This is a genomic window from Pseudomonas sp. GW821-FHT09C08 (assembly GCF_059418125.1).
The window spans coordinates 1,173,608-1,194,971 of record NZ_JBWKPG010000001.1 but is presented as its reverse complement, the minus strand read 5'-3'; the positions used below and the strand labels follow the sequence as shown (position 1 = coordinate 1,194,971).

At 62.1% G+C, this 21,364-nt stretch carries 18 protein-coding genes; 4 read left to right on the top strand and 14 right to left on the bottom strand.

Features of this window, described 5'->3' with window-relative positions; all coding sequences use genetic code 11:
• Positions 1–14: 14 nt before the first annotated feature.
• The 3 genes from AC07OJ_RS05030 to AC07OJ_RS05020 all read right to left on the bottom strand — a co-directional run bounded on the left by AC07OJ_RS05030 (position 15) and on the right by AC07OJ_RS05020 (position 4,058).
• Positions 15–998 (bottom strand): DUF1852 domain-containing protein, encoded by a 984-nt coding sequence (locus tag AC07OJ_RS05030; RefSeq protein WP_262135226.1) that lies wholly within the window; start codon positions 996–998, stop codon positions 15–17.
• A gap of 521 nt (positions 999–1,519) precedes the next feature.
• The gene (locus AC07OJ_RS05025) at positions 1,520–2,857 is read right to left on the bottom strand and encodes an MFS transporter (RefSeq protein ID WP_065908086.1); all 1,338 of its coding nucleotides are present in this window, start codon (positions 2,855–2,857) and stop codon (positions 1,520–1,522) included.
• A gap of 247 nt (positions 2,858–3,104) precedes the next feature.
• Positions 3,105–4,058, bottom strand: coding sequence for an EamA family transporter (locus AC07OJ_RS05020; RefSeq protein WP_495094112.1), 954 nt, complete (start codon positions 4,056–4,058; stop codon positions 3,105–3,107).
• A 183-nt stretch (positions 4,059–4,241) separates the two neighbouring features.
• Between AC07OJ_RS05020 and AC07OJ_RS05015 the strand changes: the two genes are divergently transcribed.
• A complete protein-coding gene (locus AC07OJ_RS05015) occupies positions 4,242–4,790 on the top strand; it encodes a P-loop NTPase family protein (RefSeq protein ID WP_495005060.1) in 549 nt (182 codons plus the stop codon).
• 186 nt (positions 4,791–4,976) lie between these two features.
• Here the strand turns inward: AC07OJ_RS05015 and AC07OJ_RS05010 are convergent, their stop codons facing one another.
• The 5 genes from AC07OJ_RS05010 to AC07OJ_RS04990 all read right to left on the bottom strand — a co-directional run bounded on the left by AC07OJ_RS05010 (position 4,977) and on the right by AC07OJ_RS04990 (position 10,492).
• Positions 4,977–5,435, bottom strand: a complete 459-nt coding sequence (locus AC07OJ_RS05010; protein ID WP_495094111.1) for a hypothetical protein — start codon at positions 5,433–5,435, stop codon at positions 4,977–4,979.
• A gap of 61 nt (positions 5,436–5,496) precedes the next feature.
• On the bottom strand, positions 5,497–5,853 hold the full coding sequence (locus AC07OJ_RS05005) for a VOC family protein (protein ID WP_065908096.1): 357 nt from the start codon (positions 5,851–5,853) through the stop codon (positions 5,497–5,499).
• Positions 5,854–5,959: 106 nt separating this feature from the next.
• Entirely contained in the window at positions 5,960–7,453 is a 1,494-nt protein-coding gene (locus AC07OJ_RS05000) for a methyl-accepting chemotaxis protein (protein ID WP_495094110.1), read from the bottom strand.
• A 203-nt stretch (positions 7,454–7,656) separates the two neighbouring features.
• Positions 7,657–9,816: a TonB-dependent siderophore receptor gene (locus tag AC07OJ_RS04995; protein WP_495094109.1), complete on the bottom strand. Its 2,160-nt coding sequence runs from the start codon at positions 9,814–9,816 to the stop codon at positions 7,657–7,659.
• A 184-nt stretch (positions 9,817–10,000) separates the two neighbouring features.
• Complete coding sequence (locus tag AC07OJ_RS04990) at positions 10,001–10,492, bottom strand: Lrp/AsnC family transcriptional regulator (protein WP_495094108.1); 492 nt, start codon at positions 10,490–10,492, stop codon at positions 10,001–10,003.
• 121 nt (positions 10,493–10,613) lie between these two features.
• Between AC07OJ_RS04990 and AC07OJ_RS04985 the strand changes: the two genes are divergently transcribed.
• From AC07OJ_RS04985 to AC07OJ_RS04975, 3 genes are all read left to right on the top strand, one after another.
• Positions 10,614–11,648 (top strand): histone deacetylase family protein, encoded by a 1,035-nt coding sequence (locus AC07OJ_RS04985; RefSeq protein WP_495094107.1) that lies wholly within the window; start codon positions 10,614–10,616, stop codon positions 11,646–11,648.
• A 66-nt stretch (positions 11,649–11,714) separates the two neighbouring features.
• The gene (locus AC07OJ_RS04980) at positions 11,715–13,130 is read left to right on the top strand and encodes an amino acid permease (protein WP_495094106.1); all 1,416 of its coding nucleotides are present in this window, start codon (positions 11,715–11,717) and stop codon (positions 13,128–13,130) included.
• A gap of 73 nt (positions 13,131–13,203) precedes the next feature.
• Positions 13,204–13,632, top strand: coding sequence for a TOBE domain-containing protein (locus tag AC07OJ_RS04975; protein WP_495094105.1), 429 nt, complete (start codon positions 13,204–13,206; stop codon positions 13,630–13,632).
• A gap of 20 nt (positions 13,633–13,652) precedes the next feature.
• Here AC07OJ_RS04975 and AC07OJ_RS04970 read toward each other — a convergent pair whose 3' ends face one another.
• The 6 genes from AC07OJ_RS04970 to AC07OJ_RS04945 form a co-directional block, all read right to left on the bottom strand.
• Positions 13,653–14,159, bottom strand: a complete 507-nt coding sequence (locus AC07OJ_RS04970; protein WP_495094104.1) for an HPP family protein — start codon at positions 14,157–14,159, stop codon at positions 13,653–13,655.
• Positions 14,156–15,355 carry an NAD-dependent formate dehydrogenase gene (locus AC07OJ_RS04965; protein WP_495094103.1) on the bottom strand — a complete coding sequence of 400 codons (1,200 nt, stop codon included), beginning with the start codon at positions 15,353–15,355 and terminating at the stop codon, positions 14,156–14,158. Before AC07OJ_RS04965 ends, AC07OJ_RS04970 begins: the two co-directional genes overlap by 4 nt.
• 116 nt (positions 15,356–15,471) lie before the next feature.
• Entirely contained in the window at positions 15,472–16,383 is a 912-nt protein-coding gene (locus AC07OJ_RS04960) for a LysR family transcriptional regulator (protein ID WP_213554433.1), read from the bottom strand.
• An 86-nt stretch (positions 16,384–16,469) separates the two neighbouring features.
• Positions 16,470–17,507, bottom strand: a complete 1,038-nt coding sequence (locus tag AC07OJ_RS04955) for an alpha/beta fold hydrolase (RefSeq protein ID WP_495094102.1) — start codon at positions 17,505–17,507, stop codon at positions 16,470–16,472.
• A 132-nt stretch (positions 17,508–17,639) separates the two neighbouring features.
• Positions 17,640–20,177: an autotransporter family protein gene (locus AC07OJ_RS04950; RefSeq protein WP_495094101.1), complete on the bottom strand. Its 2,538-nt coding sequence runs from the start codon at positions 20,175–20,177 to the stop codon at positions 17,640–17,642.
• A 238-nt stretch (positions 20,178–20,415) separates the two neighbouring features.
• Positions 20,416–21,186, bottom strand: a complete 771-nt coding sequence (locus AC07OJ_RS04945) for a PIG-L deacetylase family protein (RefSeq protein WP_120448745.1) — start codon at positions 21,184–21,186, stop codon at positions 20,416–20,418.
• Positions 21,187–21,364: the final 178 nt, after the last annotated feature.

Here is a 21,364-nt window from a genome sequence, read left to right as displayed (position 1 = left end):
TTGTATTGGCTGAGTCAAAGCGCGCAGTTGGCGGACCATTGTTCAAGAATGGCGTGGTACGGTTTGATGAAGTTCTCTTCAACAAACTGGCCCTGCTCAATCGCCAGGCGGCTACGTTCCTCACGGTCATAAACAATGCGCGTCAAGGAGTAGTCCTGGTGCTTCAAGCTCGGTTGATAGGACTTTCCGGCAGCAGAGTTCGCGTTGTAGATCTCGGGCCGGTAAATCTTCTGGAACGTGTCCATCGTGCTGATAGTGCTGATAAGTTCAAGGTTGGTGTAATCACCCAGCAGGTCGCCGGAGAAATAAAACGCCAACGGCGCAACACTGTTTGATGGCATGAAATAACGGACTTTTAAACCCATCTTCCTGAAATAGTCATCGGTCAAGGAGTGTTCATCTTGCTGGTATTCAACCCCAAGTACCGGGTGCTGGTTTTCAGTTCGATGATAAGTCTTGGTGTTTGAAACGCTCAGGCATATCACCGGCGGCTTATTGAAGTTGTCCTGGTAGGTGCTGGAATTCACGAAATGCTTGAAGAGCTTGCCGTGCAAGTCTCCGAAATTCTCTGGCGTGCCAAAGGTGGGCTGATGCTTGTTGTGGTCCAGCAGCACCACGCTGAAATCATAGTCGCGCACGTAGGAGGAGAAGTTGTTGCCTACGATGCCGTCGATGCGCTCGTTGGTGTTCAGGTCGACGATGGTGGTTTTCAATACTTCAATCAGCGGAATGGCACGGCCACTGTGTTCGACATCAATGCCCATTTCAACCGAGATGATTTCAAGTTCAACGGTGTAACGATCGCCTTTGGGATTGTCCCAGTGCGCCAGGGCATTGAAGCGATTGTCAATCATCCTTAGTGTATTGCGCAGGTTCTCTTGACGACTCTGGCCCCGGGCCAAGTTGGCGAAATTAGTGGTGATGCGTGTATTTTCCGAGGGGTGATAGTGCTCGTCGAAGCGAAGGCGCTTAAGCGTAAATGTAAACTCGTTGTTCATTTTGATCTGACACCCTGATGCCTGAGATAAAACCCGACGACATGAAGTGCACTGATGAGTGCTATTCCGCCGGCCTGTTGGTTTTGGCTCAGTAGTCTTTATATGATCTGTCTTAGAGGTGTAGTTTAGGCCGGGGGTTAGAGTTAGAGATAATGAATTGATTTCACTGAAGCGTTAGCCCTCCTCATGATGGGGTGGGTGGGCTTAGAGTTGATATCTTCAGTGCCTGAGAGGGCCTCTTCGCAGCCTCGCTGGGGCTCGACAACTCCCACAGGGGATTGGGGTTGTTTGTGGGGTTGGGGTTGGCTTGATGGTGGGGCGGGGCCTGGGATTTTTCTCATTTGGCGGGATAGTCTGCTGATAAAACGCAAGCCCCCTGTGGGAGTTGTCGAGCCCCGGCGAGGCTGCGAAGGCGGACTCACAGTCGACATCTTCATCGGCTGACAGGGCCTCTTCGCAGCCTCGCTGGGGCTCGACAACTCCTACAGGGGATTGGGGTTGTCTGTGGGGTTGGGGTTGGCTTAGCGCGAGAGCAGCGGCGCGGGGGCTTTTTCCTGTGGGCCTACATCATGCAGGGAAATCCGCGAGGTCTCCGGCAGTGCCAGTCCGCCGGCCAGCGCGAGCAATGCCACGGCTATCAGGTAAAACGCCGGTGACAGGTTGCTGCCGGTGGTGCTGATCAGCCAGGTCGCCATCAACGGCGCGGTACCGCCGAAGATCGTGTACGCCATGTTGTAGGTGATCGCCGAAGCGGTGTAGCGCGTGCGGGTCGGGAAGGTCTCCGAGAGCAAGGCGGCGGTGACCACGCCGCACAGCACGGCGCCGACCGCGAGCAACATCACCCCGACCACCGAGGCTGCGAACGAGCCGGAGCTGGCCATCAGGAACGACGGATACACCACCACGATCAACAGCGCACAGGCGGTCATCACCGTGACCCGGCGTCCCACCCGGTCCGAGTACAGCCCGGCCAGCGGGCAAATCGCCGCGGCGAAAATCAGCGCAATCAGCGACACCAGCAACGCCATCGCCCGACTCAGTCCGCCGGCCACTTGCAGATACGTCGCGAAGTAGGTGGTGAACATATAAAACGACAGCGCCGTGAGTGACACAAAAGCGCCCAGGCAGCAGATAGCCGCACCATGGTTGCGCAAGGTTTCCTTGAGCGGGGAGTGGGCTACCGCATGCTCCTGCTTGACGGCCTGGAAGGCGGGCGTCTCATCCAGCTTCCAGCGCAGGTAAAGCCCGACCAGCCCCAGCGGCGCCGCGATCAGGAACGGCAGGCGCCAGCCCCAACTGCCCATCGCTTCGGCGGACAACGACGCCTCCAGGGCGTACGCCACCACGGCGGCGGCAGCGAACGCGGAAAACGTCGACACCGGCACGAAGCTGCCGTACCAGGCGCGCTTGTCACTGGGCGCGTGTTCCATCAGGTAGGCGCAGGCCCCGGCGTATTCGCCGCCAGCGGAGAAACCCTGGGCGCAGCGGATCAGCGACAGCAGAATCGGCGCTGCAACGCCGATGGCGGCGTAAGTCGGGAGCAGGCCGATCAAGGTGGTGGCACCGGCCATCAGCAGGATCGTCATGGCCAGCGTGCGTTTGCGCCCGATGCGGTCGCCGAGCATGCCGAAGAACACCCCGCCCAGGGGCCGGAAAGCGAACGCCACGGCGAATACCGCGAAGGTCTTGAGCAGCGCGGCGCTGGTGTCGCCGCTGGGGAAGAATTGTTGCGCGATGGTGGTGGCGAGGAAGCCGTAGACGGCGAAGTCGAACCACTCGACGAAGTTACCGATACCGGCGGCGATGATGACCTTTCGCAGGGTGTGAGGGCTGACCTGTTCGGTGGAGGGGCTCGTCATGGGGGAAGGCCTCGTGATGGGATCGGGGATGCTTGATTATCGGGGGAGGGGCTTGCGCGGCGGGGCTCAAAAGAGTCGTCCGCGTAGTCAACAGCGACGTGTCGGGGGAGGAGAACGCAGGAATTGGGCCAGGTGCAGCGAGGGGACTATCGATGGGCGAAGCTGGATGATGTTGACGCGCAGGCGTGACGAAAAATACGGCCTGTGTCGATCTGACAACACACGCCGTTCAGGCCTGCATCAAGCCTTACGCGGCCTTGGCGACAGGCTGCGCAGACTTGCGATACGTCAGCAGCACAATCCCGGTTACCACGATGACGCCACCGGCGATCTGCCCCGCGCTGAGCATTTGATCGAGCACGATCCAGCCCATCAGCAGCGTCGCCAGCGGCTCGATGTTCATCACCGGCGCGTTTCGCGGCATATCCAGGCGCGGCACCGAAATGAACAACACGATGAAGCCCGTGCCGTAGAGCACGACCAGTGTGGCGAGTGCCAGCCAGCCGGTGCTGGTTGCCGGAAGGTTCAGGCCGTCGGCGAGGGCACCACTGACGCCGGCAAGGTTGACGCTACTGAACACGATGAAGATCGTCAGCAGGCTGCGCACGGAACCGCGTACCTGCGACAACTTGTGGTCGGTGATCCACAGGGCGCAGGCGAACACAAAGGCGGCGCAGAACGCCAGGGTGACGCCGAGCAGCCATTGCGGGCCGATCTCTGCGCTGGCTGAGAGGCGCCCGGGCACGTCCAGCACGAACACCAGGCCCACCAGGATCAAACCCATCAGCAGTGCGGTGCGAGCAGTGGGGCGCGGGCCGCCGAATGCCCAGGTGAGCAGCGCGAGCAAAATCGGAAAGACATTCGCCACCAGTAACGCCAGCGCGACCGGCACGCGGGCTACGGCCGAGTACAGGCACAGGCTTTGAGTAGCGATGAGCAGGCCCAGCAGCACTTGCCAGCGCCATGCACCGGGCGGCAGGCGCAGGCTTTGGCGTTGCCATAGCACCAGCACGGCGAGTACCAACAAGGTACCGCCCGAGCGCATCAGAATCGCCAGCAGCACGCCGGCCCCATCATCAAACGCCACGCGAGCGGCAATGTGGTTGCCGGCAAAGGCGCAGCCCATACAGAGCAGAATCAACACGGCGATGTGCCGCGAGAACAGGGCAGGCGTGGTTTGAATGGGGGCAGGCGCAGTCATGATAGGGGCTCGAACAGTGGGCGCCGTCATCGGGGATGGCGATTTATTGTTAGGACGTCGTACAACTTGATGGGGCTTTGTAACGTGTTTGTCGCGAAGGTGCAAGGATGTCGTTTTATTCAATCAGGGTGGATTTAGGCTATCGTGCGGGCCTCGAAATCGATGTGTCTCCAGGGAGGAAAAATGCGCGTTTACATCACCGGTGCCTCGTGCGCGGGCGTGACCACGCTGGGCCAGAACCTCGCAGCGCGGCTGGGCGTGCTCCATGTCGATGTCGATGATTTTTACTGGATGCCCACGGACCCACCGTTCACCACCAAGCGTGCCGCGCCTGAGCGCGTGTCATTGATGCAGCAAAGACTCGGCGACGAAGACTGGGTGCTGACGGGCTCGTGTATGAACTGGGGCGACGAATTGATCACCCAGGTCGAGCTGATCGTCTTCGTGGACACTGCAACGCCAGTCCGCCTTCAACGCCTGGCCGCGCGTGAACAGCAACGCTTTGGCGACCGAATCGCACCCGGCGGCGACATGCACGCGATCCATGTGGCCTTTCGCGAATGGGCCTCGCAGTACGACGATCCGCACTTTGGCGGCCGCAATCGAGCCTGGCACGCGCGATGGCTGGCCAGTCAAAGCGCTGCGGTGCTGCAGGTTGACGGGACCCACAGCACCGACAGCCTGGTGGCGCAGGTCATTGAGGCGTTGTCGCTGCGCCTGGCTCCTGATTAACGCACGATTGAGTTTCCAGCGGCAGCCACCTCAGCCGTGCGGGCCTGGGAGCGCGTTGCTCGCAAGGCGATCACCAGCGCCACGCCGTGAGCACCCGGTGTGACGCATGGCGCTGCAGGCATGCGCGCTCGCTGATAACGTCCGAAATAGCCTGGCAATGCTCGATCCTTTCGGGGGCCTGGAGCCTTAGTGCATGCCCTTGCTCACCTCTTCCCCGGTCGCCGAATCCTCCAGCCAGATCTTCAGCCGATTCAGTCCAATGTACTGCGAGCGCGCGATGATCTTCTGCCCGGGTTTTCCCTCGAATTCCAAGTCCGCAAACATGAAGTACCGCGGCAGCCGGTACTCCAGTTGAATTGTGTAGCTGCCCGGTATCAGCACGGCGCGTTGCGGTGAGTCATTTTTGTAGTAGTAGGTCGAGAACGGAATATTGCCGACCTTTTTATCGTTGACCCGGATGATGTTCAGGTCCGGCTGCAGGTCCAGGAAGCTGCGGTTGGGCCTTCCCGCGTAGGTGTCGGTTTCGACGATGGTGTAGCGAGACTCATCGCGCGGTTCACTGGAATCCACATTCGAGTAGGCCGGCATTTCGGCGCAGCCTTGAAGGCACAGCAGGGTCAAAAACGGCAGGGCAATTTTGCGCATGAAAAAACCTGAATCCATGTCAGAAAGTACAGTCGATGATCGATGAAGGGACGCGGCAGGCTTACTCGTGTGCCGTCCATACGGCCAGTTCATAGCCGTCGGGGTCGGTGAAGTGGAACCTGCTGCCGCCGGGGAAGGCGAAGGTCTGGCGGGTGATGACCGCGCCGAGGGTGTGCAGCCGCTGTTGTGTCTCAGCGAGGTTGTCCGCATACAGGATGATCAAGGGACCACCCGGTCGAACCGGTTCGCCGGTGGTGAAGCCACCCGTGAGGCGGCCGTCGGTGAACTCGGTATAGGTGGGGCCGTAGTCGACGAATGTCCAGCCGAATGCGCCACCGTAAAAGGCTTTGCTGCGTGCAATGTCACCGACGTTGAACTCGATATTGTCGATTTGTCGGTCTTTACCGCGAACGCTCATGGTCGCCTCCCTGGCAGATATTTAGGGCGGCGAGTGTAACGTATCCGTTGATGCCTGGACCCTATCGATTACGCGGGCAACGCTGGGGTTCATGAGCGCTCGGGCCTCAAGCGTGAAATTTGCGCCCCAGCGCGTCCAGCCGCACCGCAATCGGTGGCAACTGCTCGCTGCTGCGCGCCAGGGTTTCCACGTCATTGGCGGTGCTCTGCGCAATGCTCTGCACGGCCTGCAATCGCCCGACTATCTCCAGGTTCGCCGAGGTCTGCTCGCGGGTGGTGCTGACGATGTGGCCGTTGAGCTGGTCGATCTGCGCGATGTCGAGGCCGACCGCCTGCAGCATTTGCACGGCGACCTGGCTGTCTTGTACGCAGCGCTCCACACCCTGCCGGCTGTCGTGCATGGCCTCGACGGCTTCGCGGCTGCCTTGTTGCAGGCTTTCGATGATGGTTTTGATCTCCTGGGTGGAGACGGCGGTGCGTTGCGCCAGGCTGCGGACTTCGTCGGCGACCACGGCAAAACCACGGCCTTGCTCGCCCGCGCGGGCTGCCTCGATGGCGGCGTTGAGGGCCAGGAGGTTGGTCTGGTTGGCGATGCTGTTGATCACCTCCAGCACCGTGCCGATCTGCTCGGCTTGCACCGCCAGGCCTTCCACGGTCTGGTTGGCACCGCTGAGGCGCGAGGCCAACTGGGTGATTTCCTGCTGGGCGCGGCCGACGCTTTCCTGGCCGCGAATGATCTGTTGGCTGGCCTTGCCGGCGTGTTCCACCGCGTGCTCGACGTGCACCGCGATGTGGCCCATGGCGTCTTCCATGCGTTGCATCGAGCCGGTCATCTGGCTGATTTCGGCCAGTTGGTGCCGCGCGCCTTTTTCCAGGGTGCCGCTGGTACTCGCGAGGGCCTGGCCGAGTTGGCCGAGGCCGTGGGAGTCGCGGGCGACGCCGTCGATCAGATGGGTGATCTGCTGCAGGAAGTGGTCGAAACGCTGGGTGAGGGACACGTGCACCTTGCCTTCACCCTGGGCGGTTGCCACGGTGAATTGGGAGGTGACGGCGAGCATTTTCTCGAGCATTTCCTGGCTTTCGACAGCTTCGGCCTGGCTGTGCACGGCCAGGTAGAGCAGGGCGATGGTTTCCATCACCACGTAGAAGGCGTGGACGAACACCATGCCCCAGCCGCCGTGATGCTCCATCACGAACACCGGGAAACCCTGATGCTGCAGCGCATGGAAGACCACGTGGTGCACTGCGATGGTCAGCGCCGCGATCAGGATCGGCAGCCAATCGCGGTAAAACGTCAGCACTGCCAACAGCGCGAAGATGCCGAAGTGGGATTCGATCACGCCCTGCGCCTGGTTGATGTGCAGCGCGGCCATCACCATCAGTCCGGCCCCGAGCGCGCAACGCATGGCGCGGCGGCCGCCAAAGGCGCGATACAGCGCAGTGAGCACCACGCTGGTGCCACCGCCCACGATCACCGCCTGCAGCAGGGTGTCGTGCCAGAACGCCAGGCCCAGCGAGAACAGGAACATCAGCCAGATCAACGCCAGCATGATGCGGTCGGCCTTGCGGTAGTGCTCCAGGAAACGCGTGCGGACGGGCATTCACTCTTACTCCATGTGGACTGGCCAGGAACAAAGCATGCGGCGTGCCACGTGGGCCCGCAGGTAGAGCAAAGCAGGTATCAGGATTTGTGCAGGATCAGGGATGCCAAGAGTTTATCGGCATCCCTGTGGGGGACTTTAAGCGCGGCGAGCAGCGTGATCCACAAGGCCTATTGGGGCACGCCGTGGGCGTCCAGCCTGGATCAGAAGCTGTACTTGGCCGTCATCATCATGTTGCGCGGGGTGCCGTAGGCGTCGCCGCCGTAGCTCACCGAGTTGGCGATGGACGAATAGTAGCGGCGGTCGAAGATGTTGTTGGCGTTGAGCTGCAGGTCCAAGTGCTCGTTGACCTTATAGCCGGCCATCAGGTCGGTGACCGCGTAGGCGCCCTGTTTGAGGCGGTAGTTGCCACCGTCATTGAGCGGCACGTCGTTGTACATGCGGCTCTGCCAGGAAATGTTGCCGCCGACCCGGAGTTTTTCCAGCGGGCCCTGGAAGTTGTAGCGGGTGGTCAGTTTGAACAGCTGCTCCGGGGTGTCGGTGTCGAACTGCTTGTTCACTTTCTGCGGGTTGGCGTCGTCCTTGATGGTGTGGGTCCGCGCGTAGGTGTAGCCCCCGCCGACCTGCCAGTTCTCGGTCAGGGCGCCTTGCAACTCGACGTCGATACCCTGGCTGCGAATCTCGCCCGAGGCTTCGTAGCACGTGGCCTGTGGGCAGGTTTGCGGGAAGATCTGGACGGCGCGGTTTTCCTGGTCGACGTTGAACAGCGCAAGGCTCGCATTCAGCGCACCGCCGAGGTATTCGCCCTTGATGCCGACTTCATAGTTCTTGCCGACGATCGGCTTGACCGGCGTGCCCGCGGTGTCTTTTTCGCTCTGCGGCGTGAAGATGTCGCTGTAGCTGACATAGACCGAGTGATGGTCGTCCAGCTCGTAGATCAAGCCGGCGTAGCGGGTCAGGTTGCGGGTGACATGGTAGTCGCCGTCGCCATCACGGTTGTTGTAGTCGTACCAGTCCAGGCGCGCGCCGAGGATCAGCTTCAGCGGGTCGGCCAGGCTCAGGCGGGTGGTCACGTAGACGCCGTCCTGGGTGGTGACTTCGTGGTCGTTGTTGGTGTGCACAAAGTCCGGCTTGCCGGCCGTGAGCGGCCAGTTGGTGTCGTACGGGCTGTAGTTGTGGGTGGTCAGGTCGTAGACCCGCTTGCTGGCCCCCACCACCAGTTCGTGGGTGCGTCCGAAGGCCTGGAAAGGCCCGCTGGCAAAGGCGTCGACGCCGGCCTGGTCCTCGTCGAAGGCGGCCTGGTAGACCGTCCGGGCCGGTGTGTTGTTGACCCAGCGCGACTGGTAGGAACCGGAGAACAATGCGTTCTGCTGGGCGTAGTTGGCGTTGACCTGCAGGTTCCAGTCATTGGCCAGGCGCTGGCGCAGTTCGGCGAAGACCGTGTTGATTTCCTGGTCCTTGTTTTCCCATTCGGTGCCGGGGTTGTAGGAGCGCGGCAGGTTCAGGTGGTGGCCGTCCTGGCCGATCATCGAGGAACCCCAGAAGTAGTTGGTCTTGTCCTTCTGGTTGGAGAAACCCAGGGTCAGGGTGGTGTCTTCGCTGAGGTCGGCTTCGGTGACGGCATAGAACAGGCCGTGATCTTCCTCGACCTTGTCGATGAAGCTGTTGGCGTCGCGGTAGGAGGTGACGACCCGGCCACGCAGGGTGCCGCTGTCATTCAGTGGGCTGGAGGCGTCAAGTTCGCCACGGTAGTCGTCCCAACTGCCGGCGGCACCGGTGAGGGTGACTTTCTGCTCATCCAGCGGGCGCTTGCGGATCAGGTTGATGGCGGCCGAAGGGTTGCCTGCGCCGGTCACCAGGCCGGTGGCACCGCGCACGACCTCGACGCGATCGAACATCGCCAGGTTCGGCTGGGCACCCACGCTAACGCCGTTGTAGCCACTCGGGATGCCGTCGTACATCAGGTTGTCGATGTCGAAACCGCGTGAGGTGTAGGACTGCCGGCCAGGGCCGCTGGAGTAATTGAGGAACAACCCCGGCGTGGCGTTGACCACGTCGTTGATGCTGGTCATGGCCTGGTCGTCCATGCGCTGGCGGGTGATGACGGTGACGGCCTGCGGCGTTTCACGCATGGTCAATGGCAGCTTGGTCGCGGTTTTCATCGCGCCGGTGGTGTAGGACTGCGTGCCTTCAGTGGTTTCGCCGAGCTGGCTGTCACCGGAGATTTGCGTGGCACCCAGCTCGAGCGTGGCCGCTGGCGCTTCGGTGTCGGCGGCAAAGACCGCTTGGGAGCTGGCCAGGCAGACCGCCAGGGCCATCAGGTTGAATGAAAAACCGTTACCGCCGTGTTGTTGCACAGACATGAAGCTGACTCTCCCCGAGCGCCCTCCATGGCGAATAATAAAGATGATGATAATTATTCGTATCAGTGTGCCAGAAGGTTCTGTCGCAAAAAAGCCATTGGGGAGAATTAGTTAACGAATTTTTCACATCTGCAGTGGATGGCATTTGGCTATGCACTGCAGCAGTGACCTTTGGGGCGAGGTGTCAATCGCGTCGCGTGATCGCCACTCGGCTGGTTGCCTTGACCTCCCTCAGCGCCAGGCTCGATTGGATCGACGCAATCCCCAATTGTCGGCGCAAAACGCTTTCGACGAACTCGCTGTAGCTGTCGAGATCCTCGGCGAGCACCTGCAACAGGTAATCGGCATCGCCGGTGATCTTGTGGCACGACAGCACTTGGGGCAGGTCTCTGACCACCGCCTCGAAGGCGTCCGGCGCATGGTCGGTATGGATCGCGAAGCGCACATGCACAAACGCCAGGATGTCGAGCCCGAGCATCTTGCGGTCGAGGTTGGCCTGGTAGTCCTTGATCACGCCTTCCTCTTCCAGGCGTTTGCGGCGCCGCCAGCAGGGCGTGAGGCTCAGCGACAGGCGTTCACTCAGTTGCGCGTTGGAAATACTCGCGTCCTCCTGCAAGAGGGCGAGGATGGCGAGATCAGTGTCGTCGAGAGCGACCTGTTTGGTTTTATTTTTCATGATGAGCAGCCGAAGAGGTAAAAATTCCCGATAAACCTAACAGCGGCGCAAGTAAAAGCAAAGAAAGCCCGGCTCTGCCAGAACAAAATAGAGCCTGTCTTTTACTGGCGGATACCGACAAATGTTGACTGTTTTTAGTGATGACCATCGTTTGCACCATGGCACCGAACTCAAGGACGGCGTGCTAAAGCCCTCATTCGAACAACCCAGCCGCGCCGACACCGTGCGTGACCGCGTCCGGCATGTCGGGCTGGGCGATATCATCGTGCCGCGCCATTTTGATCGGGCCTGCTACGTCAACGCGCACAGCGAACGCTATGTGGCGTTCCTTGAACATGCCTGGGCCGAATGGACCGCCATCGGCCGCAGCCACGACGCACTGCCATTGGTATGGCCGGTACGTGACCTGGCCAATCAAAAGGTGCCGGAATTCATTGATGGCAAGCTCGGCTTCTTTGCCATGGACGCCGGCTCGCCGATTACCCGTACCACCTGGAACGCGGTGAAAACCAGCGCTGACATCGCACTCACCGGCCTGGCCCTGATCGATGAAGGTCATCACAGCGCCTTCGCCTTGTGTCGTCCGCCGGGGCACCACGCCGCCCGCGAGTACATGGGCGGTTATTGCTACCTCAACAACGCCGCGATTGCCGCGCAACAGGCCATCACCCAGGGCGCCCAGCGCGTGGCGGTGCTGGATGTGGACTTCCACCACGGCAACGGCACGCAGAACATTTTCTACTCGCGGCCGGACGTGCTGTTCATCTCGCTGCACGGTGACCCGGCCGTCTCCTACCCGTACTTTTCCGGCGCCAGCAGTGAGCGCGGAGCCGGCGCGGGGGAGGGCTTAAACCTGAACTACCCATTGCCGAAAAACACCACGTGGGCCAACTACCGGGTCGCGTTGCTCGACGCCTGCCGCCAACTGCGCGCCTTCGCCCCCGAGGTGCTGGTGATCTCCCTCGGCGTCGACACGTTCAAGGACGACCCGATCAGCCACTTCCTGCTCGACAGCCAGGACTTCGTCGGCATGGGCGAGATCATCGCCAGCGTAGGCGTGCCGACGCTGTTCGTGATGGAGGGTGGCTACATGGTCGATGAGATCGGCATCAACGCCGTCAACGTGCTGCACGGGTTCGAAAGCGCGACCGCCTGATTCCAACAACCCTCGCTGCTCGACTTTTTTCTGCCAAAACTCAAAAACATAACAAGAGGTTTTGTGATGAAAACAACCACGCCCGGGCTGGACGAAAAGCCTGCGTTGCAACGCACCCTGAACAACCGCCATATCCAGCTGATGGCGATGGGCGGTGCGATCGGCACCGGCCTGTTCATGGGCTCCGGCAAGATCATCGCGCTGTCCGGCACCTCGATCATCCTGATCTACATGATCATCGGGCTGTTCGTGTATTTCGTGATGCGCGCCATGGGTGAGCTGCTGCTGTCGAACCTCAACTTCAAGAGCTTCGCCGACTTTGCCGGCGCGTACCTGGGCCCGCGTTCGGCGTTCTTCCTGGGCTGGTCGTACTGGCTGAGCTGGAGCGTGGCGGTGGTCGGGGATGCGGTGGTGGTCGGCGGATTTTTCCAGTACTGGTTCCCGGACGTGCCCGCCTGGATGCCGGCCGTGGGCATGCTGCTGACGCTGTTCGCGCTGAACGTGCTGACGGTCAAGCTGTTTGGCGAAGTGGAGTTCTGGTTCGCGATCATCAAGATCATCGCCGTGGTCACGCTGATCAGTGTCAGCGTGGTGATGATTGCCAGTGCGTTTGTCTCGCCCACCGGTGTGACAGCCTCCCTGGGCCACTTGCTGGATCGACAGGCAGCGTTTCCGAATGGGCTGTTCGGCTTTTTCGCCGGCTTCCAGATGGCGATCTTTTCCTTTGCCGGCACCGAGTTGATCGGCACCGCAGCCGCCGAAACCCGTGCGCCGGAGAAGACCTTGCCGAAGGCGATCAACTCGATTCCGTTGCGCATCATCCTGTTCTACGTGCTGGCTTTGGCGTGCATCATTGCGGTGACGTCCTGGCAGCAGGTATCGCCGAGCAAAAGCCCGTTTGTGGAACTGTTCCTGGTGGCGGGTTTTCCCGCGGCCGCAGGCATCGTGAATTTCGTGGTGCTGACTTCAGCGGCGTCGTCGGCCAACAGCGGGGTGTTTTCCGCCAGTCGCATGCTCTTCGGCCTGGCCGACCTGGGCGATGCCCCGGGCATCTTTCGGCGACTGTCGACGCACAGCGTGCCGTTTATCAGCCTGGCGTTCAGCACCGTGTTGATGCTGCTCGGCCTGGTGCTGCTGTTTGTGGTGCCGGAGGTGATGACGGCCTTCACGATTGTGTCGACGGTGTCGGCGATCCTGGTGATTTTTACCTGGTCGACTATCCTCGCGTCCTACATCGCTTACCGCAAAAAGCGCCCGGACCTGCATGCCAAATCCACTTACAAGATGCCCGGTGGTGTGCCGATGGCATGGTTTTCCCTGGGGTTCCTGGGGTTCGTGCTTTGCTTGTTGGCGCTGCGCCCGGACACGCGCCTGGCGCTGTGCGTGATGCCCGCGTGGTTTATCTGGCTGGGGATTGCCTATCAACTGTCGCGTTTTCGTCAGCGCTTCAAGGCACAGGTGAACCGGACTGCGGCGCTATAGTTGTTATTACACAACGCTACGTTTGATCATGCGCGGCAATTCCTAACTCATAAGTCAACAAAGGATTCTCCTCATGAAAGTCAGTGCCCGTAACGTGTTCAAAGGTCAGGTCAGCCAGGTGCAGGACGGTGCGGTGAATGCCGAAGTGGTGCTGACCTTGGCGGGTGGCGAGCAACTGGTGGCAGTGGTGACCCTGGAAAGCGTACGTAACCTGGGCATTGCGGTGGGTAAGGAAGCCATCGCGCTGATCAAGGCGCCGTGGGTGATGCTGATGACCGAGTCCAGCGACATTCGCCTGTCGGCGCGCAACTGCCTGCAAGGCAAGGTGCTGAGCGTCAACGATGGCGCGGTCAACGCCGAAGTGGTGATCGAGTTGGCGGGCGGCTCCAAGGTCTACTCGATTGTCACCCGCGATGCGGTGGCCGAGCTGGGCCTGGCGCCGGGTGTGAGTGCCACGGCGGTGATCAAGGCGTCGCACATCATCCTCGGCGTGCCCGCCTGATCAATGCCACGGGGGGCCGGTTATTCCCGGTCCCCCGTGGTCGGTTTGAAGCGCTGCTCAAGCCAGTGAATTCCCTTCCAATAGAGCCACGCGCTGAGCATCAACACGCACGCCCCGCCCAAGGTGGGCACCAGCAGGAATGACCAGCCCGGTTGTGTCATGAACACAATCACCGGGTTGCCTCCAGCCGGTGGGTGAACCGTACGCGTGACCACCATCAGCACCGTCGCCAGCCCGGCGGCGAACGCCATGGGCACAATGCCCGGTCCCAACACCTGCAAGCAGCACAGCCCTACCAGCGAGGTCAGCAGGTGCCCGCCAATCACGTTGCGCACCTGTGAAAACGGCCCCTCCGGGTAGGCGAACAGCAACACCCCGCTGGCGCCGAAAGAGCCGATCACCCAGGGTTGCCCGGTGCGGGTGGCAAGGGTGCCCAAGGCCGCGAGGCCAAGGAAAGCACCGAGCCCGATCCACATCAGGGACAGGGCGCGCAGCCGCCGAACCGGGCTCGTCGGGTGGGCCTTCATTGCTTGAAACGTGCCGCTTCTTCCGAACCCTGGGTGGCATTGCCCGCGCTGTAGGAATGCGCGCCCACGCCGGCCAGCGCGCCACCTTGCACAATCAGGTATTCATCGCGAATCGGCCGATTGTCGAAGTAGCACTCGAGGATCTCCCGCGTGCCCGCCGCATAACGCGCCTGGGCCGACAGGCTGGTGCCGGAGATGTGCGGGGTCATGCCGTGGTGCGGCATGCTGCGCCAAGGGTGATCCGCGGGCGCGGGCTGCGGGAACCAGACATCGCCGGCATACCCGGCCAGTTGGCCGCTTTCCAGCGCAGCGGCAATCGCGTCGCGGTCGCAGAGCTTGCCGCGTGCGGTGTTGATCAAGTAAGCGCCGCGCTTGAAGTGCTTGAGCGAGTCGGCGTTGATCATGTGCTCGGTTTCCGGGTGCAGCGGGCAGTTCAGAGTCACTACATCGCAGGCCTTGGCCAGGCTTTCCAAAGTGTCGTGATAGGTCAGGTTGAGCTCTTTTTCCACGGCTTCCGGCAGGCGGTGACGGTCCATGTAGTGCAGGTGCATGTCAAACGGCTTGAGCAGGCGCAGCACACGCAGGCCGATGCGCCCGGCAGCGACGGTACCCACATGCATGCCTTCCACGTCGTAGGAACGTGCCACGCAATCGGCGATGTTCCAGCCTCCCTTGAGCACCCACTGGTGTGATGGCAGGTAGTTGCGCACCAGCGCCAGTACGCTCATCACCACATGCTCGGCGACGCTGTTGCTGTTGCAGTAGGTAACCTCGGCCACGGTAATCCCGCGGTCCATGGCGCCTTGCAGGTCGGTGTGGTCAGAGCCGATGCCGGCGGTGACGATCATCTTCAACTTGGGCGCCTTGTCCATGCGTTCGGCAGTCATGTAGGCCGGCCAGAACGGCTGTGAGATGACGATTTCGGCATCCTGCAGCTCGCGCTCGAGCACGCTGTCGGCGCCGTCTTTGCTGGAGGTGACGACGAGTTGATGGCCGTTGGATTCAAGGTATTTGCGCAGGCCCAGTTCGCCGGAAACACTGCCCAGCAACGTGCCGGGCTGGAAGTCTATGGCCTTGGGCGTCGGCAGGGTCTGGCCGTCGGGGTAGCGCTCCAGGTGCGGCAGATCATCTCGCGCGTAAGTGTCGGGTTGTCCAGTGATGGGGTCGTCGTAGAGCACACATACAATCTTCGCCATGGGACCTTCCTTCTTGTTTTGGATTGAGGCAGATCTGTACTGCCTGATCCGCATATTCCAGCGTCAGCGAAGGTCCGGCCAATCGCTTGGGCTGATCTATACATCAGCCTCGGTTATCAGCAGTGCAGGAAGGCGTCGACCCGCGCCTGCAGGTCCAGGGTGCGAAAAATCGCCAGCGCGCTGGCAAGCAGCAACGGCTGCGGATCGCGCTTGAGCATCACCAGGCCGATTTCCCGTTGCAGCTCAGGCACGATCGGCACGGCAGTGATTTCCTGGCGCATCTCGATCAACGACAACGCGCTGTGCGGCACCACGCTGCACAGCCCCGAGCAGCGCACCTGGGCATACAGCACGGTCATCGAGTCGGTTTCGACCCTGGGCTGTATGCGCACGCCGGCCTCGGCAAACGCCGCGTCGATGCCTTGGCGGCACTGCATGTTCGCGGTGAGCAGGCACAGGGGCAGGGCGGCCACGTCCTCCCAGCTCAATTGCGTGGCGCCTTGCAACAGGCTGTCGTCACGGGTGATCAGCACGTAGCGTTCCTTGAACAGCGGCAGTGTCTGGAACGCTTGCAGACGCCCGTCGGACAGGTAGGTCATGCCCACGTCCAGCTCGAAGTTGGAGATCTTCTGCAGCATCTGCGAGGTGGCCAGGGTGTAGACCTCGTGGCGCATGTCCGGGTAAGGCTGCAGGCAATAGTCGGTGAGCAGCGGCACCATCGACAGAGTGGTCGGGATGGCACCGAAGCGCAGCACACCGCTGGGGTGATAGTCGCCAACCCCGACTTCCTGGCGCATCGAGTCGCAGTCGGAGAGGATCCGCCGCGCCCATGCCAGCACCCGCTCACCCTCGGCGGTGAAACCTTCGAAACGCCGGCTGCGCTGCACCACGCACACCCCCAGGTCCTGTTCCAGGCTGCGGATCGCGCCAGACAGCGCCGGCTGCGAGATATTGCAGCGTTCGGCGGCACGGCCGAAATGCTGCTCCTGGGCCAGGGTCACAAGGTAGTGCAATTGGCGCAGGAGCATGGTCGTCGGACTCTATCGGCAGGGAGACCTGTGGAAGCTACGCAATTGTTCGCTATGTAGTAAAGGGTATAGCGAAAGGTTGCGCCTCACAGGTGGTCCGCATCGATCACCGCCCTGGCAAATGCCTCCGGGGCTTCCTGCGGCAGATTGTGGCCGATCCCACCCTTGAGCAGGCGGAACTCATACTTGCCGGTAAAGCGCTTGGCGTAGTCTTCGGGCGCCGGGTGCGGGGCGCCGTTGGCGTCGCCTTCGAGGGTGATGGTCGGCACGCCAATGGCGGGGGCCTGGGCGAGTTGCTGCTCCAGCCCGGCATATTGCGTTTCGCCCTGCACCAGGCCCAGGCGCCAGCGGTAGTTGAACACGGTGATGGCGACGTGATCGGGGTTGTCCAGGCCTTTGGCGCTGCGTGCGAACGTGGCGTCGTCAAACGCCCATTTCGGCGAGGCCAGTTGCCAGATCAGCTTGGCGAAATCGTGCGTGTTTTTCTGGTAGCCGGCGGCGCCGCGCTCGGTGGCGAAGTAGAACTGGTACCACCACTGCAGCTCGGCCTTGGGCGGCAGTGGGGTCTGGCCGGCGGCCTGATTGCCGATCAGGTAGCCGCTCACCGAGACCAGCGCCTTGACCCGCTCTGGCCACAAGGCCGAGACGATATCCGCCGAGCGCGCGCCCCAGTCATAGCCACCGAGCACGGCTTGCTGGATGTGCAGGGCGTCCATGAAGTCGATCACATCGCGGGCCAAGGCCGCCGGTTCGCCGTTGCGCAGGGTCGTGTCCGAGAGGAAGCGTGTGCCGCCATAACCTCGCGCATAAGGGATCAACACCCGATAGCCCTTGGCGGCGAGCAGCGGGGCAACCTGTGCGTAGCTGTCGATATCGTAGGGCCAGCCGTGCAGCAGGATCACCGCCGGGCCAGTGGCCGGGCCGACTTCGGCGTAGGCCACCTCCAGTTGCCCGGCCTTGATGTGCTTGAGCGCACCCAAGCCAGCCTGAGGGCTCGCAACCGGCGCGCGCGCGGGCGGCTCGGGCATTTCGGCCTGCGCCAGGCCACTGGCACCGAAGGACAACAGGGCCAGGGCCAGGAACAGCGGGTGACGTGTGGGGCGACGGTTCAACTGAGCGTGCATGGCGAGCCTCCTACGGCTTGATGTGTGCCTGATGCTCAGTTGAACGCTGCGCTGTATCTGGGTTGTTTCAGGAAACCCGTCGAATCAAACGCTGTGTATCACCGCCGGTCCCGTACACAGTGCGATACATACCTAGAAGGCCACCTTCACGCCCAACGTGCCTTGGCGCCCGTTGAACAGGTTGCTGTCGAGGTTGCGGTCATAGCCGACTTCGCCATACAGGTTCACGCCATTGGCCACCTCCAGCGTGGCGCCGGCACTCAGGTCGAGGGTGGTGGACTTCTGCTCGGTGTCGATATCCGTGACGTCATTGAAGGTAACGGTGTCAGTCCCGGCGCGTGAGTGCCAGACGTTCGCGCGCACATAGGGCTGCAGTGGCAGGCCGCTGACCGTGTACTGGCCGCGCAACCGCACGCCCAGGCGCGTGGTGATGCGGGTGTCAGCATCGTACGAAACATCCGCGATGCCGTCGTTTTGCTTGTCCAGCCAGGTCTTGCCGACGATCACCTGGGCCTGGGGCTCGACCACCCAGTTGTTGACCAGCGCGAACGGCCAGCCGACTTCGGCGGATGCGCTTACGTTGTGGCCCTGGGTGTCCATTTTCACCCCGCGATCCGACGCGTTGTTGCCGTCGAAGCGGGTGCCCATCAGGACCAGGTCGAGGTAAGCCTGGTTGGCGCCGATCAGCGTCCAATAGACCCCCAGGCTGTCACCGCGCAAGGTGGTCTTGCCGGCGTCGCGGTCTTCCCAGCCGCCATTGAAGCCTTTGACGTTGCCCCTGAGGGTGCTGTGGCCGACAAAAAAACCGGCGCGCTGGGTTTGGCCGCTGTCGCTGCTGCTGGCGTAGACGTCGCTGCCGACCTGGAAAGCCGTGACCGAACTGTCCAGCGTTGGGCTGACGGTCCCGGCGGAATGCTGGCGACTGCTGCTGCCGTACACCCGCCCCCAACCCGCCGGGAACGTACCGACCGGTTGTGGCTGGTCCTGGTCCCCCATGCGCTGGTGGTAGGTGCCCAGCATGCCCCGCACGATCTGATCGGCAGCCGGAAACAGCGCAGCATAGATCGGCACTTCCTGGCGGTAGATCGGGATCGGGGTTAGCCCGGGGTTGGATGGCAGTGGCGGCTCACCGGGGCCCGGCACGGGCACGAGGACGGGATCGGCCGGCGCCACGGGGACGGTAGAGCGCAAGTAGTAGTTTTCTGCCGTGCCGGCCGATACGCCGCCCTTGAACAGGCGATAGTCGAACGCCCCGGCGGACACCGGCCCTGCGAGGCTGAACGCGGTGCCGCTGCCGCTGGCGCCGTTGATGGCCTGGACGACCTGGATGCCGTCCTGCAGCGTAGCGCCCCCAACCCCACCCAGGTTGCTGACGCTGATCGCGGTAGTGCCGCCGAGGGTGCCCTGGCTGACCACCAGTTTATCGCTGGGGGAACCGTCAGCGCCGAGCACGCTTTGCAGCGCGAGCCCGCCGCCGTTGCCGTTGTAGTTGCCATTCACGGTCAGCGTGTCGCTGGCGATGGCGCTGCCGCTGGTCATGTCGATCAGGCCACGGTTGTTCACGGTCACCAGCTGGCCAGCGGTGAACGCAGTGATAACCCCGGTATTGACCAGCAGCGTGCTGCTGCCGTTGACCGACATCGTGCCGGTGCCGGTGTCGGCATCGCCCAGCACGAAAGTGCCGCCCAGTGTGAAGCGGGCATTGTTGTCCAGAATCACCTGTTCCCAGTTGGCATAGCGCCCGGGCGTGCTGGCCTGGGTATTGTCGAACGTCAGCGTGTCGGTGCCCGTGCCGCCATCGATCAACGCGGTGGATGACAGCTGGGTTTCAGTCAGGTTTTGCAGCAGGGCGGTGTCGTTATCATTGCCCATCAGGATGGGCCCGCGGATTTGCCCGCCGCCGATCCAACTGAACAGGTCATTGCCGGCACTGGCCAGGATCTGTCCGTTGATGGTGCCGCCGGTCACCGTGATGATATCCGCGCCGCCACTGGTGCTGATGTTGCCGCCGATCAGGCTGGTGCCCGAGACCAGGATGGTGTCTTGGCCAAAGGCGGTCACCAGGTTGCCGATGATCGTGCCGCCGCGCATATCGAAAATGTTGTTATCGAGCTTCATGTCCACCCGGCCGATGGTGCCGCCGCTCATCAGTGCCTGGTCGCCGTCCTCGAACGCGCCGGTGATCGTGCCACCGCTCATGAAGAACTGATCGCGCCCGTCGCCCTGGGCCAATGAGGCAATGGTGCCGCCGCTCATGGAGAAACTGTCGATGCCTGCACCCTGGATGATCGCGCCGGCCAGCCCGCCGGTGACCTGCGCCACATCATTCCCCGAGCCTTGGGTCACCGAGCCGGTTATGCTGCCCAGGTTGAGGCGGAAGATATTGCTGCCGTCGCCTTGGTTCAAGTTGCCGTCGATCCCGGCGCTCGGGCCTTCCACATCCACCAAGTCATTGCCGGCGCCATAGGTCACCGCCCCGGTGATGCGGCCGGTGGCAGTGAGATTCAGGGTGTTGTTGCCGCCAGTGTCGGTAAAGCCCGGCGCGGTGCCGCTGTCACAGGCAGAGGTGTCGTCGCCGGCGGTGTTATTGATGACGCATGCTCCGTAAGAGCTCAGTGGCGTCGCTGCCAGGGCGACCAGGTACAGCCAGGCAAAGGTCCGTGTGCGCATGATCCGTCCTCGATTGAGGGGATAATTGCCCCGGCACCTGCAACGGCAGGCGCGGGCCAGACCATGACAACGAAATGCACGATACAGATCAGGAAATACCGGTCACCTGTTCGAAAACACCGGCCAATGCAACAGGTTGGCATGGCTTTCTCGACTGCGCTTCAAGCGGCACAGTCCTGTTGCAGCATAGCCGTGCATGGACAGGGCGCCACTGTTAGAAATAACAGGTATAGACGAGTCAGAAGGATGGCGGCAGCACGATTTCGTAGGGTTCGCGCATTCGCTCCAACAACACCTGGGCGAGGATCGGCGCCAGGCCGATCTGTGGGTCGCCGGCCAATTGGCTGGCATACGCGTGGGCGGCGTGGAGTTTGCGCGCCACGCTCCACGTATCCAGGCGTACCTTGCGCGCGCGCTGCCAGGGGATCACCGCTCCTTCGCGGGCGGGCCAGTGCCAGGCCCAGATCGGCACTTCATACAGGTGCGCGCCTACCAGGCTGCAAGCCTTGGCGCTGGCACGGCCGACGGCGTCATGGTCGTCATTGCCGTCGTTGCGCCAGGTGGAAAACACCACGTCACCGGGGTGCAGGTAGCGGGCGATGAACTGGCTCAATTGCGGTTCGCGGGCGGCGAGGGCGTTATCGCAAAAGCCACCGCGAATCCACTTGAGGCTGTGCAGCGGCATGCCCAGGCGGCGCAGTGCTTCGGCGCTTTCCTGGGGCCTGACCACGCTCAGGCGGCTGGCCGGCCACACATTCGAGCCGGGGTGGCTGGCGCTGCCATCGGTGATGGAGATCAGTTGCAGCGGGTGTTCCAGGGTGCTGAGCAGTTGCAGCAAGCCGCCGCAGGCCAGCACTTCATCGCCGGGATGGGGGGCGATAATGACCACGCGTGCGCCAGGAGGCACCAGTGAATGAGGGGCGATCGGCGGGATTTGCGCCAGCTGCGGTGCGCTGTTCCAGATTTGGGCGGGGCCACGGCGGCCGTCGCCTAATGAGGCAAGCTTCATGGGTGACAGATCCTTGTCAATTGATGCTGGGTCGTGCTCCGTTGACGGGACGACGCTCTTTTTACCCACCACAGGCTCCGTCGTGGTGGTTGCATGGCAATCCAATCCTGGATTGCCAGCAAGGCGTCCTCAGCATAGCCAAGGTTTGGTTGCTTTTACATTCAGTAATGGCGTTTTT

What these genes read in the sequence shown, in the direction of transcription:
- AC07OJ_RS05030 (WP_262135226.1), bottom strand. Translation starts at nt 998, where the DNA reads ATGAACAACGAGTTTACATTTACGCTTAAGCGCCTTCGCTTCGACGAG.
- AC07OJ_RS05025 (WP_065908086.1), bottom strand. Translation starts at nt 2,857, where the DNA reads ATGACGAGCCCCTCCACCGAACAGGTCAGCCCTCACACCCTGCGAAAG.
- AC07OJ_RS05020 (WP_495094112.1), bottom strand. Translation starts at nt 4,058, where the DNA reads ATGACTGCGCCTGCCCCCATTCAAACCACGCCTGCCCTGTTCTCGCGG.
- AC07OJ_RS05015 (WP_495005060.1), top strand. Translation starts at nt 4,242, where the DNA reads ATGCGCGTTTACATCACCGGTGCCTCGTGCGCGGGCGTGACCACGCTG.
- AC07OJ_RS05010 (WP_495094111.1), bottom strand. Translation starts at nt 5,435, where the DNA reads ATGCGCAAAATTGCCCTGCCGTTTTTGACCCTGCTGTGCCTTCAAGGC.
- AC07OJ_RS05005 (WP_065908096.1), bottom strand. Translation starts at nt 5,853, where the DNA reads ATGAGCGTTCGCGGTAAAGACCGACAAATCGACAATATCGAGTTCAAC.
- AC07OJ_RS05000 (WP_495094110.1), bottom strand. Translation starts at nt 7,453, where the DNA reads ATGCCCGTCCGCACGCGTTTCCTGGAGCACTACCGCAAGGCCGACCGC.
- AC07OJ_RS04995 (WP_495094109.1), bottom strand. Translation starts at nt 9,816, where the DNA reads ATGTCTGTGCAACAACACGGCGGTAACGGTTTTTCATTCAACCTGATG.
- AC07OJ_RS04990 (WP_495094108.1), bottom strand. Translation starts at nt 10,492, where the DNA reads ATGAAAAATAAAACCAAACAGGTCGCTCTCGACGACACTGATCTCGCC.
- AC07OJ_RS04985 (WP_495094107.1), top strand. Translation starts at nt 10,614, where the DNA reads ATGTTGACTGTTTTTAGTGATGACCATCGTTTGCACCATGGCACCGAA.
- AC07OJ_RS04980 (WP_495094106.1), top strand. Translation starts at nt 11,715, where the DNA reads ATGAAAACAACCACGCCCGGGCTGGACGAAAAGCCTGCGTTGCAACGC.
- AC07OJ_RS04975 (WP_495094105.1), top strand. Translation starts at nt 13,204, where the DNA reads ATGAAAGTCAGTGCCCGTAACGTGTTCAAAGGTCAGGTCAGCCAGGTG.
- AC07OJ_RS04970 (WP_495094104.1), bottom strand. Translation starts at nt 14,159, where the DNA reads ATGAAGGCCCACCCGACGAGCCCGGTTCGGCGGCTGCGCGCCCTGTCC.
- AC07OJ_RS04965 (WP_495094103.1), bottom strand. Translation starts at nt 15,355, where the DNA reads ATGGCGAAGATTGTATGTGTGCTCTACGACGACCCCATCACTGGACAA.
- AC07OJ_RS04960 (WP_213554433.1), bottom strand. Translation starts at nt 16,383, where the DNA reads ATGCTCCTGCGCCAATTGCACTACCTTGTGACCCTGGCCCAGGAGCAG.
- AC07OJ_RS04955 (WP_495094102.1), bottom strand. Translation starts at nt 17,507, where the DNA reads ATGCACGCTCAGTTGAACCGTCGCCCCACACGTCACCCGCTGTTCCTG.
- AC07OJ_RS04950 (WP_495094101.1), bottom strand. Translation starts at nt 20,177, where the DNA reads ATGCGCACACGGACCTTTGCCTGGCTGTACCTGGTCGCCCTGGCAGCG.
- AC07OJ_RS04945 (WP_120448745.1), bottom strand. Translation starts at nt 21,186, where the DNA reads ATGAAGCTTGCCTCATTAGGCGACGGCCGCCGTGGCCCCGCCCAAATC.